Annotated in this window: 16 protein-coding genes and 1 pseudogene; 13 read left to right on the plus strand and 4 right to left on the minus strand. The window is 68.6% G+C overall.

Translation table 11 applies throughout. The features are described from left to right. Positions 1-9: 9 nt before the first annotated feature. The gene (locus tag AC1DVI_RS11110) at positions 10-1,056 is read left to right on the plus strand and encodes an oxidoreductase (protein WP_476958020.1); all 1,047 of its coding nucleotides are present in this window, start codon (positions 10-12) and stop codon (positions 1,054-1,056) included. 280 nt (positions 1,057-1,336) lie between these two features. Here the strand turns inward: AC1DVI_RS11110 and AC1DVI_RS11115 are convergent, their stop codons facing one another. Beyond that, positions 1,337-2,458 (minus strand): hypothetical protein, encoded by a 1,122-nt coding sequence (locus AC1DVI_RS11115; protein WP_476958021.1) that lies wholly within the window; start codon positions 2,456-2,458, stop codon positions 1,337-1,339. Between the two features lie 450 nt (positions 2,459-2,908). Here AC1DVI_RS11115 and AC1DVI_RS11120 point away from each other — a divergent pair. From AC1DVI_RS11120 to AC1DVI_RS11155, 8 genes and pseudogenes are all read left to right on the plus strand, one after another. Next, positions 2,909-3,320 (plus strand): annotated as a pseudogene (locus AC1DVI_RS11120) (transposase); the annotation flags it as partial. 373 nt (positions 3,321-3,693) lie between these two features. Then, positions 3,694-4,446 (plus strand): IclR family transcriptional regulator, encoded by a 753-nt coding sequence (locus AC1DVI_RS11125; RefSeq protein WP_476958022.1) that lies wholly within the window; start codon positions 3,694-3,696, stop codon positions 4,444-4,446. A 63-nt stretch (positions 4,447-4,509) separates the two neighbouring features. Next, on the plus strand, positions 4,510-6,039 hold the full coding sequence (locus AC1DVI_RS11130; protein ID WP_476958023.1) for an ABC transporter substrate-binding protein: 1,530 nt from the start codon (positions 4,510-4,512) through the stop codon (positions 6,037-6,039). Between the two features lie 61 nt (positions 6,040-6,100). Next, entirely contained in the window at positions 6,101-7,018 is a 918-nt protein-coding gene (locus AC1DVI_RS11135) for an ABC transporter permease (RefSeq protein WP_040137516.1), read from the plus strand. Next, a complete protein-coding gene (locus AC1DVI_RS11140; RefSeq protein ID WP_476958024.1) occupies positions 7,019-7,933 on the plus strand; it encodes an ABC transporter permease in 915 nt (304 codons plus the stop codon). 10 nt (positions 7,934-7,943) lie between these two features. After that, the gene (locus tag AC1DVI_RS11145) at positions 7,944-8,933 is read left to right on the plus strand and encodes an ABC transporter ATP-binding protein (RefSeq protein WP_476958025.1); all 990 of its coding nucleotides are present in this window, start codon (positions 7,944-7,946) and stop codon (positions 8,931-8,933) included. Continuing rightward, a complete protein-coding gene (locus AC1DVI_RS11150) occupies positions 8,930-9,949 on the plus strand; it encodes an ABC transporter ATP-binding protein (protein ID WP_476958026.1) in 1,020 nt (339 codons plus the stop codon). Before AC1DVI_RS11145 ends, AC1DVI_RS11150 begins: the two co-directional genes overlap by 4 nt. Next, the gene (locus AC1DVI_RS11155) at positions 9,946-10,938 is read left to right on the plus strand and encodes an alpha/beta hydrolase (protein WP_476958027.1); all 993 of its coding nucleotides are present in this window, start codon (positions 9,946-9,948) and stop codon (positions 10,936-10,938) included. The genes AC1DVI_RS11150 and AC1DVI_RS11155 overlap by 4 nt, the downstream gene beginning before the upstream one ends. Before the next feature lie 8 nt (positions 10,939-10,946). Here AC1DVI_RS11155 and AC1DVI_RS11160 read toward each other — a convergent pair whose 3' ends face one another. The 3 genes from AC1DVI_RS11160 to AC1DVI_RS11170 all read right to left on the minus strand — a co-directional run bounded on the left by AC1DVI_RS11160 (position 10,947) and on the right by AC1DVI_RS11170 (position 21,400). Beyond that, complete coding sequence (locus AC1DVI_RS11160; RefSeq protein ID WP_476958028.1) at positions 10,947-11,924, minus strand: hypothetical protein; 978 nt, start codon at positions 11,922-11,924, stop codon at positions 10,947-10,949. Positions 11,925-11,967: 43 nt separating this feature from the next. Further along, positions 11,968-20,019 (minus strand): DUF4347 domain-containing protein, encoded by an 8,052-nt coding sequence (locus tag AC1DVI_RS11165; protein WP_476958029.1) that lies wholly within the window; start codon positions 20,017-20,019, stop codon positions 11,968-11,970. A 475-nt stretch (positions 20,020-20,494) separates the two neighbouring features. Further along, entirely contained in the window at positions 20,495-21,400 is a 906-nt protein-coding gene (locus AC1DVI_RS11170) for a LysR family transcriptional regulator (RefSeq protein ID WP_476958030.1), read from the minus strand. A 258-nt stretch (positions 21,401-21,658) separates the two neighbouring features. Here AC1DVI_RS11170 and AC1DVI_RS11175 point away from each other — a divergent pair, with 258 nt between their 5' ends. The 4 genes from AC1DVI_RS11175 to AC1DVI_RS11190 are packed head-to-tail and all read left to right on the plus strand — an operon-like array spanning position 21,659 to position 25,624. Then, a complete protein-coding gene (locus AC1DVI_RS11175; protein ID WP_476958031.1) occupies positions 21,659-22,900 on the plus strand; it encodes a CaiB/BaiF CoA transferase family protein in 1,242 nt (413 codons plus the stop codon). After that, entirely contained in the window at positions 22,900-23,688 is a 789-nt protein-coding gene (locus AC1DVI_RS11180; protein WP_476958032.1) for an enoyl-CoA hydratase, read from the plus strand. The genes AC1DVI_RS11175 and AC1DVI_RS11180 overlap by 1 nt, the downstream gene beginning before the upstream one ends. 26 nt (positions 23,689-23,714) lie before the next feature. Further along, on the plus strand, positions 23,715-24,140 hold the full coding sequence (locus AC1DVI_RS11185) for a nuclear transport factor 2 family protein (RefSeq protein ID WP_476958033.1): 426 nt from the start codon (positions 23,715-23,717) through the stop codon (positions 24,138-24,140). A 5-nt stretch (positions 24,141-24,145) separates the two neighbouring features. Then, a complete protein-coding gene (locus tag AC1DVI_RS11190; RefSeq protein WP_476958034.1) occupies positions 24,146-25,624 on the plus strand; it encodes an amidase in 1,479 nt (492 codons plus the stop codon). Positions 25,625-25,635: the final 11 nt, after the last annotated feature.

Raw genomic sequence — 25,635 nt, forward strand, 5'->3', positions numbered from 1 at the left:
CGAGGCTGGATGGATCATTCCGCGCATATAGGCGACAACGGCTCCCGACGCCACATCCCGCGAGAAGGCCCCATAATATCCCCCGACCAGACACCCATCGGGTCCGGCTTCGGTCCCGCCACCACCGCCGCCGAGGCTGTCCGCGGCATCGATCTCCGCGGGCGCGTGGCGGTCGTAACCGGCGGCTATTCCGGCATCGGGCTGGAGACGACGCGCGCCCTCGCCGATGCCGGCGCGATGGTCATCGTGCCGGCCCGGGATCGCGCCCGGGCGGCCGCCGCGCTGGGCGGCCTCGACCGCGTCGAGCTGGAGGCGCTCGACCTTGCGGATGCCGCCTCGGTCGCCGCTTTCGTCCGTCGCTTCCGCAGGTCCGGACGGCCGCTGTCGATTCTCGTCAACAGCGCCGGCATCATGGCGACGCCGCTTCACCGCGACCCCGAAGGGTGCGAGGGGCAGTTCGCGACCAATCATCTCGGCCATTTCCGGCTGACGCTGGCCTTGTGGCCGGCGCTGCTCGCGGCGGGACGCGAGGCAGGCGGCGCGCGCGTCGTGTCGGTTTCGTCGCGTGGGCACCAGATCGCCGGGATCGACTTCGAAGACCTCCACTTCAAACGACGCCCCTATGACAAGTGGATCGCCTATGGCCAGTCCAAGACGGCCAACGCGCTGTTCGCCGTCGCCCTGGATCGCCGCGGCCGGGACCACGGGGTGCGCGCCTACGCGCTGCACCCGGGACAGATCCTCACCGAGTTGAGCCGCCACCTGACCGCCGAGGAAATCGCCGGTTTCGATGCCCTGGACTCGGAGGGACGCCCACGCATCGACCCGTCCCGCGGCATGAAGACCGTCGCGCAAGGGGCAGCCACCAGCGTTTGGTGCGCGACCAGCCCGCGGCTCGATGGTCTCGGCGGGGTCTATTGCGAGGATTGCGACATCGCGCCGGTCCATAGCGTGGCGATGGGGCGGCGCGGCGTGCATCCCTGGGCCGCGGACGATGCGCTGGCCGAGCGGCTGTGGCGCGTCTCGGAGGCCCTGACCGGCGCCTCCCTGCCCTGACCCGTCACCGCGCGGCCGCCGCCCAATCCGCCGCGACCGCTGGGTTCCGCGGGATGTGGCGTGACCGGCTCCAATTCAGCAAGGCCGGGGTGATCCTGGCCGGGCTGGTGCCGGTCGGGCATACGGCACCCGGCTCATGGCGGCTATGGACGCGATCAACAACCGGATGGGCCGGGCGTAGCGGATGAAGCAGGACAACCGGTCGCCAGGCAGCACGACAGAACCGGCAGACGTGCCGGTGGTGCGTGCGCAATCCGCCCGCTTGATATGACCGGGAGGATCAGGCCAGCTTCTGAACGACGGTCGCGATGTTGGAGCCTAGGTCTCCCAGCGTCTTGACCGTCGAACTGTACTCATCCGCATATTTCTTGAGAATCGTCTTCCAGTCGGCGTTTGGAATCGCCTCGTAGGTGGATGGGTCGAATGCCCGTCGCGCTCCGTCGATCAAGGCGTCCAGCCGCTTCAGGTCGGCGCGGGCTGCGTCCAGCAGAGGAGTGAGGCGGTTGATCAGATCCTTGTACTGCTTCACCTTCTTGACGAGATCCAGGATGGAGGCATCGTCGGTGATGGCGATTCCGTCGATCTTCTTCTGATTGAGGATTCGCTCGACGTCTATGTACTTGGCCTCCGCAGCCCGAACCTGCCGTTCCAGCTTGTTCACGGACTCCGCCATGAGAAAGCGTCGGCTTTCAGCTCGTTCGACCGCCTTCATCGCCTCCTGCGCACTGCTTCGGTGTTTCTTCACGGCGCTTTGCAAGGCGACCACCTCGTCCGCGCCGTCGTTGAAGCTGTCGTAGGCCGCTTTCCCTTCCTTAACCACATCGAGCGTGATTTTGGCACCTGCCACGACCAGCGGCAGCGCCGCGCCTCCGGTCAGTACCGTGGCCGTGATTGCGAGCGCCGTCGCTGTCAGAGCGAGAGCGATCTTTCCCACCGTCTTGGCGTAGACCTTCCACTTCATGTCTTCGAGCATCTTGCGCACGGCCGCGTCCAGGCCGGCAAAGGCTTTCTTCACGATCAGCTTCATGACCGTCGCGATACCGCCGGCAATTCCCCCAAAGCGGTCAGCAGCCCGCTTCTCCATAGTGTCGTTGATCGTGTTTACGAACAGAAACAGGTTGCGGCCGTCGATCTCGTGCTTGGCAATTTTTTGGTCCCACGCTTGAATTTGCTTTCTTATTTCGGCCACTGTCTTATCTTCTGTCTTCATTAACTCTTGAATAGCCTCACGCACATTCTTGTTGAAAAGATCGATCACCTTCTTCGGCATCGGTTTTCCCGATGGGTCGGTTTTCGGAGAATCCCAGGAAAACTCAACCTCCACCGTATTCCCGTTTCCGGCGAATTCGAAATATTTGTATTTACCATAGTCATATGAGAATTTTACCGACTGGTCCGCCATGCTGTCCATCCTTCCACTGCCAAATGCCGCAAGGCCGAGGCACAACGGTGCTGTTCGAGGCGGCAATAAACCCCGCTGCACGCAAGGCGTCTCCCAGTCGGGAAGAGCACCAGTCCAACATGGTGATGTCCCGATGAAGGCAGTGGTAGAGGAATTGCCTCCAGTCAGGATCAAACACGTTTGCAACCCCACCATTCTGCAGAAGATGGGGTCCAAAAGCATGGTTAATACGCCGCTCGACGATTTAGCGGACTCAGCCATGGCCAAGCATCGAGTGGAATAACGACGTGCTTCACGTCCGTAATACAACGGCCATCGTTTCCCTGGCAAAGTCATTGCGACGGTAGCCTACCTCAACTTATAATTTTACCAAAGCCTCCGAATGGTCGAGAAAATATTGGCGGTGCGGGGCATCTTCGCCAAGCAAGGAACGGTGCGGCAGCGTGGCCTGTGGCGCTTCGCGCGCTGCTGGAGAAGAGCCCTGACGCCGATGTGCTGAGCGAGATGATCGGTTTCGCGGCCGAGCGGTTGATGGAACTGGAGGTGCAAGGACTGACCGGCGCCGGCCATGGCGAACGCTCCGCCGAGCGGCCGGTCCAGCGCAACGGCTACCGGGATCGCGACGCACTCCGTGGATGATCTGGTGAAGGCGTTCGGCATGAACGGCATCTCCAAGAGCCAAGCCAGCCGGCTGTGCGAGGAGATCGACGAGCGGGTGAAGACCGTCCTGGAGCGTCCCATCGAAGGCGATTGGCCGCACCTGTGGATCGATGCCACCCACGTGAAAGTCATCATCGCCGTGGCAGTGAACACCGATGGCCGGCGCGAGGTGCTGGGCATGGACATCGGCGCCTCGGAGGCCACGCGTCGGTCTGGGCGGTAACCTGAACGCGCTGCACGCCGCCGGCCAGGACGCCCTGCCCTCGGCCAAGCTCAGCCCGAGCGGTTCGCCGCCAGCCGGAGGCGCCGCACCGTCCTCCCCAAAGTCTGCGATGCACTTATGACGGTCCCAAAACGATCAGGAAACCGGCGCGCCAATATTATCATATTATGAGAAGATACTTCCATATTACGAGAAGATTTGTTGACGAGACGTTTTGGTTGGCCAATCATCCGGAAATCAGCCACACACCGCAGAATTGATCGTCCCCGTGTCAAAGGCACCGTCACCAAACCCAGCCCCATCTCCCGAACGCGCGGCCGGCAGCGCAGGCCCGAGTGGAGCACAGGCGATCTTGCGGGCGATCACGCTTCTCCGAGCCGTTGCGCGAACCAACGATCGTGGCGCCCGCGCCAACGCACTGGCGGCGGAGACGGGGCTGTCGGTCGCCACCACCCATCGCATCCTCGGCGTGTTGGCGCAGGAGGGGCTGCTGACGCACGATCCCTACTCCAAGCTCTATCATCTTGGGATGGAGCTTTCCGTGCTCGGCGCGGCGGCCCAGGAATTCTCCATCCGTGACCGCCTGCGTCCGGCGCTGGAACAGATCGCCCTGGAGGTCGAGGACACCATTTTCCTGCTGATCCGGTCGGGCAACGACGCGGTGTGCATCGACCGGGTGGAGGGCAGCTATCCGATCCGCACCCTGACGCTCGATGTCGGCGCCCGCCGTCCCCTCGGCATCGGTGGCGGCGGTCTGGCCCTGCTCGCCTTCCTGCCCGACGCCCAGCTCGAGGCCGTGCTGGCGGCCAACGCACAACGCTACTCCAGCTATGCCGACTTCACAGCCGACGACATCCGGCGCTTCGTCTTCGAAGCCCGTGAACTCGGCTATGCGCTCAACAACGGCATCCTCCGTCCGAACGTCGCGGCGGTCGGGGTGCCCGTTCGCGGTGCCGACGGCCGAATCGTCGCCGCCGTCAGCGTCGCCGCCATTCCCGACCGTCTGCCGGAAGACCGGCAGGAGCGTGTTGCCGAAATCATCGCCCACCACGTCCAGCGTGTCTGGGTCCAGCGTGTCTGGGACGCCGCCGACGGCCGTCCATGACACCCGCACTCTGACCACATCCGACGCGCACCGAAGAAGGCGCGCATCCCAGGAGGAAAAGAAATGAGCCATGCCCTGAGGGCGGCCGCCGCGGCCGCCACCGCCATCCTTTTGTCTTTTGCCGCCCCGGCGCCGGCGTCGGCCGGCAAGGCCGACGACACGCTGAACATCGCCTGGGCTGGCGAACTGCCGACGCTCGACCGCTACTTCAACGTCCTGCGCGAAGGCGAACTCGTCGCGCGCATGGTCTTCGACTCGCTGCTGACCGTCGATCCGCAGACCTTCGACTACAAGCCGCTGCTCGCGTCCTCGTACCGCTTCGTCGACAACCGGACGATCGAGTTCGAACTGCGCCGTGGCGTGCGGTTCCACGATGGCGAGCCGTTCGACGCCGACGACGTGGTCTACACGCTGAACCTGATGGCCGATCCAGCGACCAGGGTCCTCAGCCGGCAGAACGTGGATTGGATCGAGAAGGTCGAGAAGATCGACACCCACATGGTGCGCCTGACCATGAAGGCGCCGACACCGCTGGCCCTGGAGTATCTGTCCGGACCGCTGCTGATCTATCCGCGCGACTATTATTCCAAGGTCGGCAGCCAGGGCATGGGGTTGCGGCCGGTCGGCACCGGCCCCTACAAGGTGACCGCGTTCGACCCCGGCAAGCGCATCGTCTTCGAAGCCAACCGCGCGTATTTCGACGGCAGCCCCAAGGGCCGGCCGACCATCGGCCGCATCGTCCAGCGCACCATCCCCGACCAGAACACTCAAATCGCCGAACTGCTCAGCGGCGGCGTCGACTGGATCTGGAACGTGCCCAACGATCAGGCGGCCAAGCTCGCGTCCATGCCCAACATCGTGGTGCAGAACGCGCAGACGATGCGCTTCGGCTATCTGGCGTTCGACGCCTCCAACCGCACCGGCCACGCCTCGCCGGTCAATGACGTCCGGGTCCGCCAAGCCATCGCCCATTCCATCGACCGCAAGATGATCGTCAAGCGGCTGGTCCGCGGCGCCTCCGAGGTCATCGACGCGGTCTGCTTCCCGACCCAGTTCGGTTGCGTCCAGGACGTGGCGACGTACGACTACGATCCGGTCAAGGCGAAGGCGCTTCTCACCGACGCCGGCTATCCCAACGGACTCGACATCGAGTTCCACGCCTACCGCGACCGTCCGGTGGCCGAGGCGATGATCGGTTACATGAAGGCCGTCGGGATCAACGCCAAGCTCACCTACCTGCAGTACGAGGCGCTGCGCGACAAGGTCTACAACGGCGAAACCGACTTCACGTTCATGTCCTGGGGCTCCTACTCGATCAACGACGCGGCGGCCAGCGTCAGCCAGTTCTTCAAGGGTTCGAAGGACGATTACGCCCGCGACCCGCAGGTGATCGGCTGGTTGGAGGGCGCCGATTCGGCGATCGATCCGGCGATGCGCAAGGACCTCTACGGCAAGGCGTTGCGGCGCATCGCCGAACAGGCCTATTGGCAGCCGCTGTTCACCTACAACGTCAATTACGTCCACAGCAAGGACATCGCCTTCACCCCGACGGCGGACGAGATCCCGCGCTTCTACGCGGTGACCTGGAAATGAGCCGGCCGCCGGCCGCCGCCCCGCCATCCCTTCACCACCCCTCTCTTCCGTGGAGTCCGCCATGCTGGCCTACAGCTTGAAGCGTCTGCTTCTGGCCGTGCTGGTCGCCGTCACGGTCTCCGTCGGCTCCTTCGCCCTGCTGCGGGCGGCCGGAGACCCGGCGGTGGCCATGGCCGGCCACTCCGCCACGGCGTCCGACATCGAGTTCATCCGCGAGACCTACGGCTTCAACCGCCCCCTGCCCGTCCAGTACGCCGACTGGCTGGTCAAGGCGCTGCAGGGCGACTTCGGGGAAAGCCTGTACTTCCGCATGCCGGTCAGCCGCATGCTGGCCGACAAGCTGCCGACCACCATGACGCTCGGCGGGCTGGCGCTGGCCTTCGCGCTGTGCGTGGGGCTGCCGCTCGGCATCATCGCGGCGATCCGGCCGAACAGCTGGATCGACCGCACGGCGCTGCTGGTCTCCGTCACCGGGCAGGCCATGCCGACCTTCTGGTTCGCCCTGGTGCTGGTCGTGCTGTTCAGCATCACCTTTCCGCTGCTGCCGCCGTCCGGTTCGGGAACCTGGAAGCACTTCGTCATGCCGACCGTGGTGCTCGGCTATTACGCCACACCGGCGATCATGCGGCTGACGCGGGCGGGCATGCTCGACGTGCTGGCATCCGACTACATCCGCACCGCGCGGGCCAAGGGCCTGCATCCGGCCGTGGTGCTGCTCAAGCACGCCCTTCGCAACGCCGTGATCCCGGTGGTCAGCCTGTCGGCGGTGCAGTTCGGCTTCATGCTGGGCGGCTCGGTGGTGGTGGAGACGGTGTTCGCCCTGCACGGCACCGGCCAGCTCGCCTGGGAGTCGATCAGCCGCTCCGACCTGCCCACCGTGCAGGCCATCGTGCTGGTGCTGTCCAGCTTCTACGTCGTCCTCAGCCTGATCGCCGACCTTCTCAACGCGTGGCTCGACCCGCGTATCCGGGTGGCTTGAATGACCATGTCCGAAACCTTCCGGGCACCGGCCGCGTCCGTCGCGGCCGCGCCGCCCCCGACCCCCGGCCAGATCCTGCGCCGCCGCATCCTCGGCCACTGGAGCCTGATGGGTGGACTCGCGGTGCTCGGCCTGATCCTCCTGCTCGCCGTGCTGGCCCCCTTCGTCGCCCCCGACGACCCCTACCGGCAGGACCTCATGGAGCGGCTGGTGCCGCCGGTGTGGAACGCCGAGGGGAGCTGGGCCCACCCGCTCGGCACCGACCATCTCGGCCGCGACTATCTCAGCCGGCTGCTGTACGGCGCCCGCGTGTCGCTGCTCATCGGCTTTGCCGCGGCGCTCGGCTCCGGGGTGATCGGCACGACGCTCGGCGTCTGCGCCGGCTATTTCCGCGGGCGCGTCGACATGGTGGTGACCTTCCTGGTGACCGTGCGGCTGTCCACACCGGTGGTGCTGGTGGCGCTGGCGGTGGTGGCGCTGTTCGGCGGCTCGCTGGAGGTGGTCATCCTGGTGCTGAGCGCGCTGCTGTGGGACCGCTTCGCCATCGTCATGCGCACCTCCACCATCCAGGCCACCAGCCAGGATTACGTCCTGGCGGCGCAGGCGGTGGGCTGTTCGGTGCCGCGCATCATCTTCGGCGAGATCCTGCCGAACGTGCTCAACAACCTCATCATCGTCGCCACCCTAGAGATGGCGCACGCCATCCTACTGGAGGCGGCGTTGTCGTTCCTCGGGCTGGGCGTGCAGCCGCCGCTGCCGTCCTGGGGCCTGATGGTCGCCGAGGGGCGCTCCAACCTGTTCTTCGAACCCTGGCTCATCGCCATTCCGGGCGTCGCCCTGTTCCTGCTGGTGCTGGCCATCAATCTGGTCGGCGACGGCGTCCGCGACGTCACCGCCCCGGACGGCCGCACGTGAGGTCCCCGTCATGACTCCCATCCTCGAAGTCGAAGGGCTGTGCGTCGACATCCCGACGCCGGCCGGAACCCTTCACGCCGTGCGCGATGTCTCCTTCCGGGTCGGCAAAGGCGAGATCCTCTGCATCGTCGGCGAGTCCGGATGCGGCAAGTCGCTGACCTCGCTGGCGCTCATGGACCTGCTGCCGGCGCGCGCCCGGCGCGAGGCCCGATGGTTGTCCTTCGCCGGCACCGACCTGGGCACCCTGTCGCAGAAAGCGATGCGGAGCCTGCGCGGCAACCGGATGGCGATGATCTTCCAGGAGCCGATGACCTCGCTCAATCCGGCCTTCACCATCGGCAACCAGATGGCCGAGGCGCTGCGCTGCCACACCCGCGCCAGCGCCGCCGAAGCGCGCGAACGGGCGGCCGAGCTGCTGGCCCTGGTCGGCGTGCCCGCCGGCCGGGACCGGCTGAACCAGTACCCGCACCAGCTCTCCGGCGGCCTGCGCCAGCGGGTGATGATCGCCATGGCGCTGATGGGCTCGCCCGACCTCCTCATCGCCGACGAACCGACGACGGCGCTGGACGTCACCATCCAGGCGCAGATCCTCCACCTGCTGGAGGATTTGCGCGACCGCACCGGGCTGTCGATCGTCCTCATCACCCATGACCTCGGCGTCGTCGCCCAGCTCGCCGACCGGGTCGTCGTCATGTACGCCGGCTCGGTGGTCGAGGAGGGGCCGGTGGACGAGGTCTTCGGACGGCCGGCCCATCCCTACACGCGGGGGCTCCTGGATTGCGTTCCGGTTCCAGGGCGCACGCCGCCGGGATCGCTCCTGGGCTCGATCCCCGGCGTCGTGCCGAGCCTGATCGGTGCCATTCCGGGCTGCCCCTTCGCCGCCCGCTGCAGCTTCGCCGCGGACGCCTGCCTGACCCGTCAACCACCCCTGCGGCCGGCCCCCCTGCAACCCACCGGCGTCGGCCACAGCTTCCGCTGCATTCTGGAGGGCTCGGCATGATCCCGGTCACCATTCCCGGCCCCGAGCGGGCCGCGTCCACCGACGCCGTCCTCGAACTGCGCGGGGTCAGCCACACCTATCAGGTCCGCCGCTCGCCGTTCCGCCGGAGCGTGCCGTTGCGTGCGGTGGACGACGTGTCGCTGTGCGTCCACCGCGGTGAGGTTCTGGGTCTCGTGGGAGAATCCGGCTGCGGCAAGAGCACGCTGTCCAAGATCCTGCTGGGCCTGCTCCCGCCCAGTTCCGGCGAGGTGCTGATCGACGGCGCCGCGGTGTCCGGAGCCGGGCAGGCGGCGTTCGCCCGTCGGGTCCAGCCGGTGTTCCAGGACCCCTACTCATCGCTGAATCCGCGCAAGACCGTCGCCCAGATCATCGGCCTGCCGCTGGCCGTGCACAGCGTCGGCGACCGCGCGGGCCGGCGCCAGGCGGTCACCGCCATGCTCGATTGCGTCGGCCTGCCGCGGCGAGTCCTGGACACCTATCCCAAGCAGCTGTCCGGCGGCCAGCGGCAGCGCGTCGCCATCGCCCGCGCCCTGATCATGCGCCCCGAGGTGGTGGTCTGCGACGAGCCGACATCGGCCCTCGACGTCTCGGTGCAGGCGCAGATCCTCAACCTGCTGACCGAACTGCGCCGCGAGTTGAATCTCGGCATGCTGATGATCAGCCACAACCTTGCGGTCATCGAGCACATGGCGACCTGGATCGCCGTCATGTACCTCGGCCGCATCGTCGAGTCCGGGCCGACCCGCGCGATCTTCGAGCGGCCGCGGCATCCCTACACGCGGGCCCTTCTCCAGTCGGTGCTGACGACGGTTCCGGGCCACGGCATCCCCGATCCGCTTCCCGGCACCGCGATCCCCAACCCGGTCGACCGGCCGGCCGGCTGCGCCTTCCACCCGCGATGCCCCCTGGCGACCGACCTGTGCCGGGCCGTTCCGCCGTCGCGCGTCGCCGATGCCCGTCAAGGCGGGTTTGTCGAATGCCATCTGTACCCGGCCGGCGAAGCGGAGGCGGCATGACCATGCATCGGAGCAACCATGACGGCCCGCACACCGTCGTCGCCGACGAACGCTACATTCCGGCCAAGGACGCCGGCATCCAGCTCTACCTGCGCAACAAGCGCCCGGCCGGTGTCACCGCGTTCGGGGCGGAGCGCACGGTGCTGCTGGTGCACGGCTCCAGCTATCCCGCCCATACCGCGTTCGACCTGCCGCTCGACGGCATGTCGTGGATGGATTACATGGCCGGGCGCGGCTTCGACGTCCACTGCCTGGACCTCCGCGGCTTCGGCCGCTCCACGCGCCCCCCGGAAATGGACCGGGCGGCCGCGGCGGCGGAGCCGGTCGTCGATACCAGCACGGCCCTGCGCGACGTCGCCGCCGCCGTCGAGCACATCCTGGAAAGCCGCTCCATCGACCGGCTCTCCCTGATCGGCTGGTCGTGGGGCGCCACCCTGGTCGGAGCGTACACCGCCGAACACGGCGAGCGGGTGGCCCGGCTCGTGCTCTACGCCCCGCAATGGCTGCGCGACACCCCGCATCCGGCGGGCCGCTGCACGCCCCTTGGCGCCTACCGCACCATCACGGTGGGGGACGCCCGGCAACGCTGGCTGTCCGGCGTGCCGGAGGACCGGCGGGACGCGCTGGTGCCGCCGGCGTGGTTCGACGCCTGGGCCAGTGCGACCTTCGCCTCCGACGCCGTGGGCGCGACGCAGGAACCGCCGGTCATCCGGGCTCCGAACGGAAACATCGCGGATTCCATGACCTATTGGTGCTCCGGGCGTCCGCTCTACGACCCCGGACGCATCCGTTCCCCCACCCTGGTGGTGGTCGGCGCCTGGGACGCCGACACCCCGGTCGCGATGGCCGAGCAGGTGTTCCGGGAGTTGGCGGCGGCCTCCCAACGCCGCATGGTGGTCATCGGCGACGCCACGCACACCGTCCTTTTGGAGCGGAACCGCCTGCAACTGTTTCGTGAGACGCAACTGTTCCTCGAAGAGCAGGTCTGAGGGGGTTGTCAGGCCGGCTGCGCGTCGGGATTTGAGGAGCGGCCGCATCCGGCCGACCCGACCCGCTTCACCGCCTCGATCAGGTCCAGGAAGCCTTGAACCGAGCGGTACGGACCCTGCGGATCGTCCGCCAGCGCGAAGCAGGCCTGCAGGCGGTCCCAGTCCGGCGTGGGGCAGAACTCTTCGAACCAGGCGCCGCAACTCCGCCACGGGGCGAGGATCGCTGCGGCATCCGCCGGCAGAATGCGCCCGCTGTCCCGCTCCTGTTCCAGGAAGGTCAGGGCGGACCGGCAGCCGCCGCTCAGATTTTCGGCGAAGACCCCGATGCCGTCCGGATGCAGGGCTGCGCGCCCGTCCGGACCGAAATGGATGATGGGAAGTACCGGCGCCAACCGGGGAAACAGAGTGTTCGCCCAGAGGGAGCCGCCCCAATAGACCTGCGCGATCCGGGCGAAGTGGCCCACGTCGGCGATCGGCTCCAGCCCGGACAACGCCAACTCCAGGATCTCGACCTTCGGCTCCGTGACGTCCACCGTGTCGTTGGCCGCATCGACGTAGAGGGCACCGACCTGCAAGGCGTTCTGGAAGTAGCAGCCGCCCAGGGCTCCCCAGACCGGTGACAGGACGCCTCCCTCCCGGACAAAGGCCGCCAGCGCCTCGGTGACCGGCGTGTCCGGCGCGGCGATCCGCTTGCCCAGCCGGTCGAAGACGGCGTCCGTGATCTCCCGGCAAAAGCCCTTCGGGTACGGGTAACGGCGCCTCGGAAAAGTCAGCCGGCCGTCTTCGAGGTCGCGGTCGACGGAGTGGCGCAAGTCCAGCATCAGCCGCTCCAGGCCGGCCCGATGCGGCCCGAGCCGCCGTTCCGTCAGGACGCGCATCGGTTCGTCGGGAGCCACCGGGCGGCGGTGGCCCCTCCAGAGGCGCAACTGGCGCTCCACCGGGGACTCGGCATCCGTCGGCGGAGTGGAGGGGGCGGCTTGGCTCACGGGCGGGCGACCTCCGGGGCGCGGGAGCCGCCCGGCCGCCCGGTCAGGCGAACCAGCGCGCGACATCCCCGGTCTGGCCCTGGATGGTAACGCTGCTGCCGGGCCGCAGGTCAAGCACCGTGCTGCCGCCGACGATCCGCGCCGAGGCGATCACGCCGGCAAGGCTGATCGAGGCGTCGGTCAGAGCGAGCCGGTCGGTGCCCGCGGTGAAGTCCATCACCACCGATCCGCCGCCCCCGGTGCCGAGCGCGAAGAGGTCGCTTCCGGCTCCGCCCCAAACGGTGTCGGCCCCGTCGATGAGGAAGATCACGTCGTTGCCCGCCCCGCCGTCGATCAGGTCCGCCCCGGCCCCGCCGAAGATGGTGTCGTTGCCGGCCCCGCCGAACAGCGTGTCATTCCCCTCTCCGCCGTCCGCGATGTCGTTGCCGGCGTCCAGCGACAGCAGGTCCGCTCCGGCCCCGCCGAAGAGGGTATCGTTGCCATCGCCGCCGAAGAGGGTGTCGCTGCCGTCGCCTCCGTCCGCAATGTCGTTGCCGGCCTCCAGCGACAGGATGTCGTCGCCCTCCTGGCCGAAGGCCATGTCGTCGCCGTCGCCGCCGAAGACGGTGTCGTTGCCGCCCTCGCCGAACAGCAGGTCGTTGCCGGCCCCGCCGGACAGGATGTCTCGGCCATCACCGCCGATCACCCAGTCGTCGCCATCCTCGCCGAACAGCAGGTCGTCACCGGTGCCACCGAACACATAGTCGTTGCCGGTGCCGCCGCCGACCGTGTCGTTGCCGGCGCCGCCGATCACGGTGTCGTTGTCATCCCCGCCATGCACCACGTCGTCGCCGTCGTCGCCGGACAGCAGGTCGTTGCCGGTGGTGGAGGCGATGGTGTCGTTGCCGCCGCCGCCCGACAGCGTGTCGTCGCCGGGCCCCATCCGCATGAATTGGGCGCTGGAGTCGCCGTAGGCCGCGTTGTTGCCCGCGCCGCCGCCGATCCGCGCCTCGCCCAGGATGACCGCGATGCTGACGTTGTCCAGGTTGACCTCGGTGCTGCCCGCCGCCTGCCGGGTGTCCAGCACGACCGCTGCGACGCCGTCACCTTGGTCGGCCGTGCCGCGGATGGTCACCGGGCCGGTGGTCGCCCCGCCGGAGCTGGCGGTCACCACGATCTGGCGCACCGTGACCGGTGGGGAGGAGCCGAGGAAGCCGGTGGCCGCCGGCATTTGGCTGGCGATCTGCTGCAGGGCCGTCTTTTCGGTCTCGTCGGCGCTGGCGGCGAGCGCCAGCAGGCTGTTGCTGAGCGTCTGGCCGGCCACCGCGCTGCTCTGCTGCGTTGCCGGGCCGCTGGCAACCAGCCGGGTGCCCGCCGACACGCTGGCCGTCAGCATGGGTTCGCCGTCGTCCTCGGTCTGGTCGGTCAGCACCACCTCGGCGAACGCACCGGCCTGTTCCGACACCGCCTCGACGTCCACCCGCTCGTTGCCGTCGCTGTCCAGACTGCTTTCGTTGGTGACGTTGGTGCCGGAGCCGGTCTCCACCGTGCGGAAGCGCTGGATCACGTCGAGCGGAGCGGAGCGGTGCCCATCGGCGTCCACCGCCACCAGGATCAGGTCGGTCAGCGCGTTGTTCGGCAGCGGCACGTTGATCGTGAAGGCCGTCTCCGCGTTCCCAAGCTGGACCGAGGTCAGCAGCGTGTCCTCCGGATCGAGGACGCCGTCGTTGTCCAGATCGCGCCACACCTCCACCTTCGAACCGGCGTCGGCGGTGCCGGTGACCCGGGCCGTGGGGTCGCCGGTGGTGCTGTCGTCGCGGGTGGCCGTGGCGAGCGCGATGGACGGCGGATCGTCGTCGGCGTTGCTCAGCGCCACGTCCGCCGGATCGAGCCCGGCGTAGCGGCTGTCGGTGCTGGCGATCGCGCCGAGCACGAGGTTGTAGGCCTGCGCGCCATCGTTCACGCCGTCGTCCAGGCCGGTGACCGTGACCGTCTGCGGGGTGTCCCAGTTGGCCGTGGTGAAGGTCAGGCTGCCGACCGAAATCTGCGCCTCGCCGGGTTTCGAGATGGACAGCGGAATGGTCACGTCGCCACGCGGCCGGGTCGCCAGGACGATGGCGACGGGGACGGCACCGCCGGCCTCGCTGGTCACCGACCCGGACGGGGTGGCGATGACGCCCGCCGCACCCAGCGTGTCGATGGAGAAGGCGGGCGAGGACGCCGTGGCCGCGGGCGCGTTGCCCGCCGCATCGGTCCAGCCGGTGCCGAGCGTGACGGCGCGGCCCGTCGCCTCCACGTCCGGGTCCGGAGTCAGCGTGGCGGTGTAGACCAGCCCGTTGGAGCCCGCCTGGACCGTCAGGTTGGACAGGGTGGCGTCGCTCACCGACAGGTCGTCGAGCGCGAAGCCGACCGGAGCCTCCGTAAAGGTGATGGTGAGGGTCGCGGGCGCGCTCTCGTCCAGGCTGGTGCCGCTCAGCGTCAGGGTGGCGGACGGGGCGACGGTGTCCACCGTGGCGTTGGTCGTGTCCGCCCGGGTGGTCGTGTTGCCCGCGTTGTCGGTCACGGTGACGGAGACGTTGCGGTTGGCCGCCTCCGGCGAACCGGCGGCGATGGTGTGGGTGGCGGTCCAGACGCCGTTGCTGTTGGTCGCCGCGACGGCCGAGCCGCCGCCGAACTGGCTGAAATCGAACGTCACGCCGGACAGCGTGTCCGTGTTGTTGTCACCGGCGAGCGTGTTGTTCCAGGTCGCGGTGACCGTGTCGCCGGCCTTGAAGGCACCGCCGGTTCCGGTCCCGCCGGAAATCGACAGATTCGCGTCGGTGACGGTGGGGGCGACGGTGTCCACCGTGGCGTTGGTCGTGTCGGTCCCCGTGGCCGTGTTGCCGGCGTCGTCCGTCACGGTCACCGAGACGTTGCGGTTGCCGGCGTCGATGGAGCCGGCCGTGATCGTGTAGGTCGCCGTCCAGACGTCGTCGGTCTGGCTCGCCGCGACCGCGCTGCCGCCGCCGAAGGCGGAGAAGTCGAACGTCACGCTGGTCAGGGAATCGGTGTTGTTGTCACCCCCCACCATCCTGTTGTCCCAGGTCGCGGTGACGGTGTCGCCGATCTTGTAGGCGCCGCCGGTTCCGGTCGCGCCGGAGATCGCGATGAAGCTGTCCCTCGCCCACGGTTCCCGGTCGTCCACGATGGCGTTGCTGCTGTCGACGCCGGTCTTCGTGTTGCCGGCGTCGTCGGTGGCGGTGACGGACACATTGCGGCCCGTGGCGTCGATGGAACCGCTGACGATGGTGTGGGTGGCGGTCCAGACGCCGTTGCTGTTGGTCGCCGCGACCGAACTGCCGCCGCCGAACTGGCTGAAGTCCACCGTCACGCCCGCCAGCGTGTCGGTGTTGCCGTCGGCGGTGCCGTTCCACACCACGGTGACCGTGTCGCCGATCTTGAACGCCCCGCCGATCCCGGTCGCGCCGGAGATCGAAATGTTCGTGTCGGTGACGGTGGGCGCGATGTTGTCCACCGTGGCGTTGCTGGAGTCCGCCGTTGTCGTCGCGTTGCCGGCATCGTCGGTGACGGTCACCGAGACGTTGCGGTTGGTGGCGTCGATTGAGCCGCCGGTGATGGTGTGGGTCGCCGTCCAGACGCCGCCGTTGTTGACGCCGGCCACCGCGCTGCCGCCGCCGAAGGCGGAGAAATCGAACGTCACGCCGGTCAGCGTGTCGGTGTTGTTGTCGCCGTTGAGGAGCGTGTCGTCCCAGGTCGCGGTGACGGTGTTGCCGATCTTGAAGGCGCCGCTGGTCCCCGTCGCGCCGGAGACCGAAATGTGGCCGTCGGTCACCGTGGAGGCCTGATTGTCCACCGTGGCGTCGGTCGTGTCGGCCGTCGTTTTCGTGCCGCCCCCCGCCAGCGAGGCGGAGACCGAGACGTTGCGGCTCGTGCCGTCGATGGAGCCGGCGGTGATGGTGTAGGTGGCGGTCCAAACGCCGTTGCTGTTGGTCGCCGCGACCGCCGAACCGCCGCCGAACTGGCTGAAATCGAACGTCACGCCGGACACGGTGTCGGTGTTGTTGTCGCCGTCGATCGTGTCGTCCCAGGTCGCGGTGACGGTGTCGCCGATCTTGTAGGCCCCACCGGTGCCGCTGCCGCCGGAGATCGCGATGTTGCCGTCCGTCACCGTGGGCACGGCGACCTCCAGCGTGGCGTTGGTGGTGTCCGCCGTCGTCTTCACATTGCCGGCGTCGTCGGTGACGGTCACCGACACGTTGAGATTCGTGGTGCCACCGGGCGCCGAGGTGATGGTGTGGGTGGCGGTCCACAGGCCATTGCTCAAGGTCGCGGCGACCGCCGTGCCGCCGCCGAACTGGCTGAAATCCACCGTCACGCTGGACAGGACGTCGGAGTTGAGGTCGCCGAGGAGCCCGTTGCTGTCGTTCCAGGTGGCGGTGACGGTGTCGCCGATCTTGTAGGCGCCGCCGGTACCGGTACCTCCAGAGATCGCGATGTTGCCGTCCGTCACCCTGGGCGTCTGATTGTCCACGGTGGCGTTCGCGGTATCCGCCGTCGTCGTCGCGTTGCCGGCGTTGTCGGTGACTGTGACAGACACGTTCCTGTTCGTGTCGTCGATGGAGCCGGAGGTGATGGTGTAGGTCGCCGTCCACACGCCGTTGCTGTTGGTCGCCGCGACCGTGGAGCCGCCGCCGAAGGCGGAGAGGTCGAACGTCACGCCGGTCAGCGTGTCGGTGTTGTTGTCACCGCTCAGCGTGTTGTCCCAGGTCGCCGTGACGATGTCGCCGGTCTTGTAGGCGCCGCCGGTGCCCGTCCCGCCGGAGATGGCGATGTTGGCGTCCGTCACCGTGGGCGCCACGTTGTCCAGCTTGTGGTTGGCGGTGTCGGTCACCGTCTTGCTGTTGCCGGCGTTGTCGGTGACCGTGATCGCGACATTGCGGCCGGTGGTGTCGAGGCTGCCGGCGACGATGGTGTAGGTCGCCTCCCACACGCCGTTGGTGTTCGTCATGGCAACCGCGGAGCCGCCGCCATACTGGCTGAAATCCGCCGTCACGCTGGCGATCGTGTCGGTGTTGCCGCTCCCGTCGCCGCTTCCGCTGTTGTCCCAGACCGCCTTCACCGTGCTGCCGATGCGCAGCGTGTTGTTCGCGCCAATCACCGACGCCAAGCCCGCCATGTTCCCCAGCGTCAGCGTGGGCGCAACATTGTCCACCGTGGCGTTGGTGCCGTCGGCCCGCGTGGTGCTGCCCGAGGCCGCGGTCGCGGTGACCGAGACGTTGCGGTTGGTGGCGTCGATGGAGCCGGACGTGATGGTGTAGGTGGCGGTCCAGACGCCGTTGACGTTGGTCGCCGCGACCGCCGAACCGCCGCCGAACTGGCTGAAGTCCACCGTCACGCCGGTGAGGGCACCGGTGTTGTTGTCGCCGGTGGCGGTGTTGTTCCAGGTCGCGGTGACGGTGTCGCCGATCTTGTAGGCGCCGCCCGTCCCGCTGCCGCCGGAGATGGAGATGTTCGCATCGGTGACGGTCGGGCCGGTCGGAGCGGCACTCATCGTGATGTCGGCGAAGGCCCCGTTGTTGGTGACCGTGAAGGTCGTCAGGCTGGGAGCGTCGGTGAAGGTGATGACGACGTCGGACCCTCCGCCGAAGGTGCCGCTCTTGTCCCAATCCACCGTCAGCGTCTTGGTGCCGCTGTCGTAGTGCAGATGGCTCGCGTCGAGCATCTGGGCAGCCCCACCGGTCAGCCGGATGATGTCGCCACTCTCCAGCGTCGTGATGACGTCGCCGTTGGGGTCGACGAAGATGTCGTTGCCGGCGCCGCCGGTCAAAGTGTCGTTGCCGCCGCCGCCGGTCAAGGTGTCGTTTCCGACGCCGCCCCCCAGGGAATCGTTGCCGTCGCCGCCGTTCAGGGAATCGTTGTTTCCCCCGCCGATGAGGGTGTCGTTTCCGGCACCGCCGTCCAGCGTGTCCCGACCGTCCCCACCGTTGATGGAATCGTTTCCGGCCCCGCCCTCGATCGAATCGCTCTGGGCGGTTCCGGTCAGCACGTTGTTTCCGGCGCTGCCGAAGATCTTGACGCCGCTGCCCAGCGTCACGGCGGACGCGTCGACATTCACCGAAGCGCTGCTGGCCGCGCCGTCGACGTCGCCGGTGATCGCGATGGTGAAGGTGTTGCTGCCGTTCTTCAGGTTGCTGTTGAGGGTGAGGGTGTCACCGTCCGTCGCGCTGTAGAACCGGATGGTGTCCGAGCTGGTGCCGCCATCGATGGTTTCGTTGGCCGTGTGATCGGAACCGGCGGCAATGCCGAAGACGTCGTTGAAGCTCCCCCCGAAGAGGGAGTCGGTTCCGGCTCCGCCGATGATGATGTCGTTGCCGTTGCCGTTGCCACCGATGATGGTGTCGTTCCCGGCGCCACCATCCAGGACGTTCTCCCCGTTGCCGCCGTTGATCGAGTCGTTGTAGGCCGTTCCGGTCAGAACGTTCTTTCCCGCGTTGCCGATGATCGTGACGCCGCCCGTCAGCGTCACGGCGGACGCGTCGACCCCCAGCGCCGTGTTGGTGGTCGAGCCATCGGCCCGGCGCGAGACGTCGATGGTGATGGTGCCGTCGCTGTCGGTCAGGTTGCTGTTGAGGACCAGAACGGCGTTGGACGACGAGGCGTAGAAGCGGATGACATCGTTTCCGGCGCCGCCGTTGATGGTTTCGTCGGCGGTATGATGGGTGGCATCGGAAATGAGGAAGACGTCATCGCCGGCGCCGCCGATCAGGCTGTCGGTGCCAATGCCACCGCTCAAGGTGTCGTCGCCATCGCCGCCGATCAGGCTGTCGTTTCCGGCGCCGCCATCCAGGTAGTCGTTTCCGGTGCCGCCGACGATCGAGTCATCGCCGTTGCCGCCGCTCAGGCTGTCGTCACCGGCACCGCCGAACAGGGTATCGTTGCCATTGGCGGCGCTGATCGTGTCGTTCTGGGCCGTTCCGGTAAGCGTGTTGGCCTGGCCGTTGCCGGCTATGTTGACGCCGCCCGTCAGCGTCACGGCGGACGCGTCGATGTTCACCGCCGCGTTGTTGATGCTCCCGCCGGTTGCGTCGCCCGATATCACAACGCTGATGGTGCCGTCGCTGTCCGTCACGTTCCCGTTGAGGACCAGGGTGTCCCCTGCCGTCGTGCTGAAGAAGCGGATGGTGTCGTTGCCGGCCCCGCCATCGATGATGTCGTCGGCGGTGTAGTCGGAACTGCTGCCGATGCTGAAGGTGTCGTCGCCGCCACCGCCGACCAGGGAATCGTTGCCGGCGCCGCCGATGAGATTGTCGTTGCCGGCGCCACCGACGAGGGTGTCGTTCCCGGCGCCGCCGTCCAGATAATCGTTGCCGTCACCGCCCTCCAGGCTGTCGTTGCCGACGTCGCCGTAGAGGCTGTCGTCACCGTCGCCACCGTCCAGGGTGTCGTTGCCGTTGCTGCCCCTCAGGGTGTCGTTGCCGGCAAGTCCGGAAATGCTGTCGTCGCCGGCGGTGCCGGTCAGCGAATCGTTACCAGCGGTGGGGGCAAGGGGAGTCAAAGCATAGGCATAGCCCTGGAACGCCATGGGTGACGTTTCCAGGCTTCCGATCCCGGCCTCCAGAACCCAGTTTCCGCCGGCGGCGAGGCCGCCCGTCCGGTCGGTGGAGGCCGCGACGTCGGCTCCGGTCGCCGTGGCCAGAGCGGCGACGAACGCTGCGCCGTTTCCGCCCGCCACGTCGCAGCCGTACAGCAGCAGGTCGCCCCCATCCGCCAGCGCGCCGCCCAGGGCGGCCAGTTCGGCGGAGCGGGCGGAAACGGCAGCGGTGTCAAGGACGAGCGATCCCAGCCGGAGTTGCCCCTCGGCGCCATGGCTCAGCACATGGATGGCGTCGTAGCCCTCCTTGCCCGCCGCCCAGGCCGCCATCTGCGCCAGCCCGTCTTCCGCGCCGTCCAGGAGCACGACGTCGATCCCGGCCGCCACGCCCGCCACGAGCGTCTGCCAATCGGCAAGGCCGCTATCGATGAACACGGCCTCCTTGCGCCCACCTTTCGCGACGGGATCGTCAGGATGCGGAATCGACCCGGCGACGGTGGAGGCGGTGAGGTTGGTCGTGTCCACGCTTGCGCCCCTGCTTGTTTCCATCGCCCGGGGCAACCGGCCTACCGCATTCGCCCTAGGATTGTTTCGCCATAGAATGATTGTCTATTCATTTCTATCTACCAGATTGCATATTGCGTGTTCAATCGACGGAGCGTTATGTCAAAAATTGCAGAATATTGTCGTAATGCAAAAAATTTGCGTCCATCCCGCTGGGCGGCTCGGAACAGGACACGGTTCCAGCCCTACCAATGGTTGATCGGCGCTTCCAAAATGCGAAGAGGCGCCCAAGCACGCAAGCTCTGGATCCGGTCGGTCGCCTCTTTTCGCGCGTATCGCACTTGGCGCCACCGGCCGTGCGACGAGTGGTTGCTGGACAAGGTGTTCATCCGCATCCGCGGCAATTGAAGACGAATTTGAGATTCGGCGACGAACACCGGAAAAGCCGATATCTGAACAACGCCTGCGGAATCCCGCATCGACCGACCGGGCAGCGTCAGCGGCCCGCGGCCCCGGTGCACGTCACCAGGAAGTCGATCAGTCGCTGCGCCGACGCGTCCAACTCGTCCCCCGCGCGGGTGCAGATGGCCAGTTCGCGCCGTGCCCACGGCTCGTCGAGCAGCAAGAGCGTCAGCCCGAAAGCGGCGACCAACGGCTGCGCCGCCAGTTCCGGCAGGATGCCCAGCCCCAGCCCGTGCCGCACCATCTGGCACATCGCCTCGAAACTGCGGACTTGCACCCGCACCCGCAGGGTCTGCCCGCTGCGGCGCGCCTGATCGGCCACCAGCCGGTGCACGGCGGTCGCCTGGTCGAGCGTGACGACCTCCTCCTTGAGAACCGACGCGAAGGCGACCGGGCCGCCGTGCGCCAGCGGATGGTCGGACGGCACGACGATGGCGAGGCGGTCTTCGGCGTACATCCGGGTGCGCAGTTGCCACAACTCGCCACCCCGCACGATGATGCCGATGTCGGTTTCCTTCTGGTAGAGAGCCTCGACGATCTCGACGCTCGGACGCTCGTGCAGCTCCAGGCGGATCGAGGGGAAGGCGCGGGCGAAGGCGGACAGGTCGCCGGCCAGCCGCTGCACCAGCGCCGAGCTGCTGGCGAACACCCGCACGGACCCCCGCACGCCGGCACGGTAGTCGGCCATTTCGGCGTCGAGCTGCTGGTTCATCGCCAACACCCCGCGCGCGTAGCGCAGCACCGCCAGCCCCGCCGGGGTCGGCTCCACGCCGTAGGGCAGCCGGTGCAGCAGCGCGGTGCCGCAACCGTCCTCCAGGAGCTTCATGCGCCGGCTCGCCGCCGACAGGGCGAGGTTCGACTGGCTGGCGGCGCGCGTGATGCTCTTCGTCTCGCACACCCGCAGGAACAGCAGCAACGTCTGGACATCGTGCCGCACCATCCACCGCCCCTTCCCGCTTGAGGATCCCGGCGGCGGCTTTCGACGGGCCGCCTTGTCCGATTCCGCAGGCAACCAGTGTGCAGCAGCCCCGACACCGGCGCAACGGCGCTTCCGCCTTCGAATTCCGCGAAGGCTGACTACAGGGAAATCTAATTCGTTTGCGAAGCAAACAAATGATACCGTTTCTTCCAGAGCGCACCTGGAGCCTCAAGCAAGGGCCGGGTGCACGGGCAGGGATGGAAACGAGGGCGATCACACATGGCCGCGTCGAGCACACCCCATGAACGAGTCAGCAGCGGGCCGGCACCGGGCCGTCCGATGGCGTCGGACGCCTTGGCGAACCTCCGCGTGCTGGACCTGACGCGGGTGCGGGCCGGTCCGACCTGCTGCCGCGTCCTCGCCGACTTCGGCGCCGACGTGATCAAGATCGAGGCGCCGGCCGGGGCCGATCCGAACGATGGCATGAACGGGCCGCGCGACGGCTACGACATGCAGAATCTCCACCGCAACAAGCGCTCGCTGTCGCTCAACCTCAAGACGCCCGAGGGCAAGGCCATCCTCGGCCGCCTCGTCCGCACCGCGGACGTCGTGGTCGAGAACTACCGCCCCGACGTCAAGCACCGCCTGGGCATGGACTACGAGACGCTGCGGGCGATCAACCCGCGCATCGTCCTGGCCTCCATCTCCGGCTTCGGGCAGACCGGCCCGTACCGCGACCGGGGCGGTTTCGACCAGATCGCCCAGGGCATGGGCGGGCTGATGTGGCTCACCGGGCTGCCCGGCCAGGGGCCGGTGCGCGCCGGCGTCGCCATCGCCGACAGCGCCTCCGGCCTCTACGCCGTCGTCGGCATCCTGATCGCGCTGGCCGAGCGCGGAAACTCTGGAGAGGGGCAGTGGGTGCAGACGTCGCTGCTGCAGAGCCAGATCGCCCTGCTCGACTTCCAGGCCGCCCGCTACCTGATCGACGGCGTGGTGCCGGAGCAGGCGGGCAACGACCACCCCACCTCGACTCCCATGGGTCTGTACCGGACGGCGGACGGCTTCATCAACATCGGCGCCTCCGGCGAGGATCTGTGGCGGCGCCTGTGCCGCGCCATTGGGCATCCGGCCCTCGCCGAACGGCCCGAGTTCCGCAGCGAACCCGACCGTCTGGCCAACCGGCCGCGGCTCAACGCTGAACTCGGCGCCATCCTGGCGGAGCGCCCATCGCGCGAGTGGCTGGACGCCTTCACCGCGCACGGCGTGCCGGCCGGGCCGGTCAACCGGATGGACGAGGTGTTCGCCGACCCGCAGGTCGAGCATCTGGGCATGGCGGTGCCGGTGGAGCACCCGCGCCGCGGCGCCATCCGGCTGGTCGGCCAGCCGGTGGTGCTGTCGCGCACCCCGGCCGGCATCGCCGCCCCCACGCCGGAGGCCGGTGCGCACACCGACGACATCCTCGGCGGCCTCGGCTACACGCCGCAGGAAGTCGCCGATTTCCGCAGCCGGAGGGTGATCTGATGGATGCGCCGTCGCTCCGCTACCGGACCACCGGCCCGGTCGCCCGGCTGACCATCGACAACCCGGCGCGCCGCAACGCGATGACGCTCGACATGTGGTCGGCGCTGCCGGAGCTGGTGCGCCGCGCCGAGGCGGACCCGGAGGTGCGCGTCATCCTGCTGCGCGGGGCCGGCGACGCCGCCTTCTGCGCCGGCGCCGACATCTCGCAATTCTCCGAGAAGCGCAGCGGCGAGGCCGAGGGGCGGCTCTACGACGCCGCGGTCGAGGCGGCGCAGGCGGCGCTGTTCGCCGCCGGAAAGCCGACCGTCGCCTATGTCCGGGGCGCCTGCTTCGGCGGCGGCGTCGGCATCGCCTTGAGCTGCGACCTCCGCGTCGCCGCCGCGGACGCCCGCTTCCGCATCCCTGCGGCGCGGCTGGGCCTGGGCTACACCTTCTCCAACGTCGAACTGGTGGCGGCGCGCCTTGGCGCGTCGGCGACGGCCGACCTGCTGTTCACCGCCCGCACGGTCGATGCGGAGGAGGCACTCCGCTTGGGCCTCGTCGGACGCCTGTTCGGCGCCGACGCGGCCGACGCGGCGGTGGAGGATCTGGTGACCGCCATCGGCGGCAACGCCCCGCTCACCCTGCGCGCGGTCAAGCGCGCCCTGGTCGAGCTGGCACGGCCGGCGGCGGAGCGCGACACCGCCGCTGTCGATGCGCTGGTGCGGGCCTGCCAGGGCAGCGACGACTACCGCGAGGGTCAGGCGGCGTTCAAGGAGAAGCGTGAGCCCAGGTTCCGCGGGGTCTGAACGAACAACGGGAGAGGGACATCCGGATGAGCGAGCTTTCGGCCCAGGAGGCCTTCGAGATCGGCAGTCTGTACAGCCGGTACAACCTGTGCAGCGACCTTGGCGACCCCGACGGCTACGCCGACTGCTTCACGGCGGACGGGGTGTTGGAGCTGATGCCGCACGAGCTGCGCATCGCCGGCCGGGCCGCGCTGCACGGGCACAAGGTGCGTGACCTCGCCACCCGGCAGGGCTACCGGCGGCACTGGAACGGCAACCTGCTGCTGGAACGGCGCGGCGACGGTACGGTGCGCGGCCGCTGCTACTTGATGGCCTTCAACGGCCCATCGGGCGAACTGCCGGCCATCGGCGACTGCGGGGTGTACGAGGACGACATCGTGCTCGACAGCGGCACTTGGCGGTTCCGCCGCCGCCTCCTGACCATGGACGCCAGCACCTGGACGCGGAGGTGACGGCGATGGACGACATCCTGACCATGGGCGCGGCGGAGCTGGCGCGGGCGGTGGGCAACCGCCAGATGTCGGCCCGCAGCGTGGCCGAGGTGTTCCTCGCCCGCACCGAGGCGGTGAACGGCGTGGTCAACGCCGTGTGCACCCTCAACCCGGCGCTGCTCGCCGAGGCCGACGCCTGCGACGCCCGCTTGGCCTCCGGCGCCGCGCCGCGGCGGCTGGAGGGCGTGCCCTTCGTCGTCAAGGACAACGTCGACACCGCCGGCCTGCGCACCACCTACGGCTCGCGGCTGCGCCGGGACTTCGTGCCCGCCGAGGACGCGGTGGCCGTGGAGCGGTTGCGCCGGGCCGGCGCGGTGCTGCTCGGCAAGACCAACGCGCCGGAGTTCGCGCACGACGTCAACACCACCAACGCGCTGTTCGGCACGACGCGCAACCCCTGGCGCCTCGACGCGACCTCCGGCGGGTCGAGCGGCGGGACGGGCGCCGCCGTCGCCGCCGGCATGGCGCCGATCGGCATCGGCACCGACCTCGGCGGCTCGATCCGCGTGCCGGCCGCCTTCAACGGCATCGTCGGCGTCCGCCCGACGCCGGGCCGCGTCCCGGTCTATCCCAGCGCCTTCGCCTGGGACACCCTGGTCGAGCATGTCCAGGGCCCGCTGACCCGCAACGTCGAGGACGCCGGGCTGATGCTCGCCGCGATGGCCGGGCCGGACGACCGCGACCCCGCGTCGCTGCCCGACGACGGCATGGACCTCGCCGCCGCCGCCCGGCGCACCCACTCCGTGCGCGGCCGGCGGATCCTCTACGTCGAGGATTTCGACGGGCTGGTGCCCACCGACCCGGAAGTGGCGCGGCTGTCGCGCGCCGCCGCCCTCGCCTTCGAAGACCTCGGCTGCGTCGTGGAGAGCGGCTCCCTCGACGTGAGCGGCCTGCGCGAGATCGTCATGGGGACGCGGGCGTTCGGCATGGTCGGGCGCTATGCGGACCTGCTCGACCGCCACCGGGCGGAGATGACGGTGCCGCTGGTCAACCAGATCGAGGACGCGCTCAAGCGCTCGGTGCGCGAGGTGGCCGCGGCGGAACGGCTGCGCGGCGACTACTGGCACCGGGTGCGGCGGGTGCTGGAGCGTTTCGACCACATCATCGCCCCCTCGGTGGGGATCGCCGCGTTCGACCTCGACCGGCCCTTGCCGACCGAGATCGCCGGACGGCCGCTGGAGCGCTTCTACGACGTGTTCCTCGGCACCTACGCCTTCTCCGTCACCGGGCTGCCGGTGGTGGCGGTCCCTTGCGGCTTCACCTCCGCGGGACTGCCGGTGGGCGTCCAGATCGTCGGCCGGCGCCTGCGCGACGACCACGCGCTGGAAGCGGCCGCGGCCTTCGCGCAGGCGCGCCCCGAGCATGTCCGCCGGCCGCAGGTCGACACCGCGTGGCGGCCGCCCGAACACGGGGAAACGGGCACGACCGGCTACCAAGTGGCGTGAGGGGAGGACGG

The sequence above is a fragment of the Azospirillum sp. P4_B5 genome (assembly GCF_056402275.1).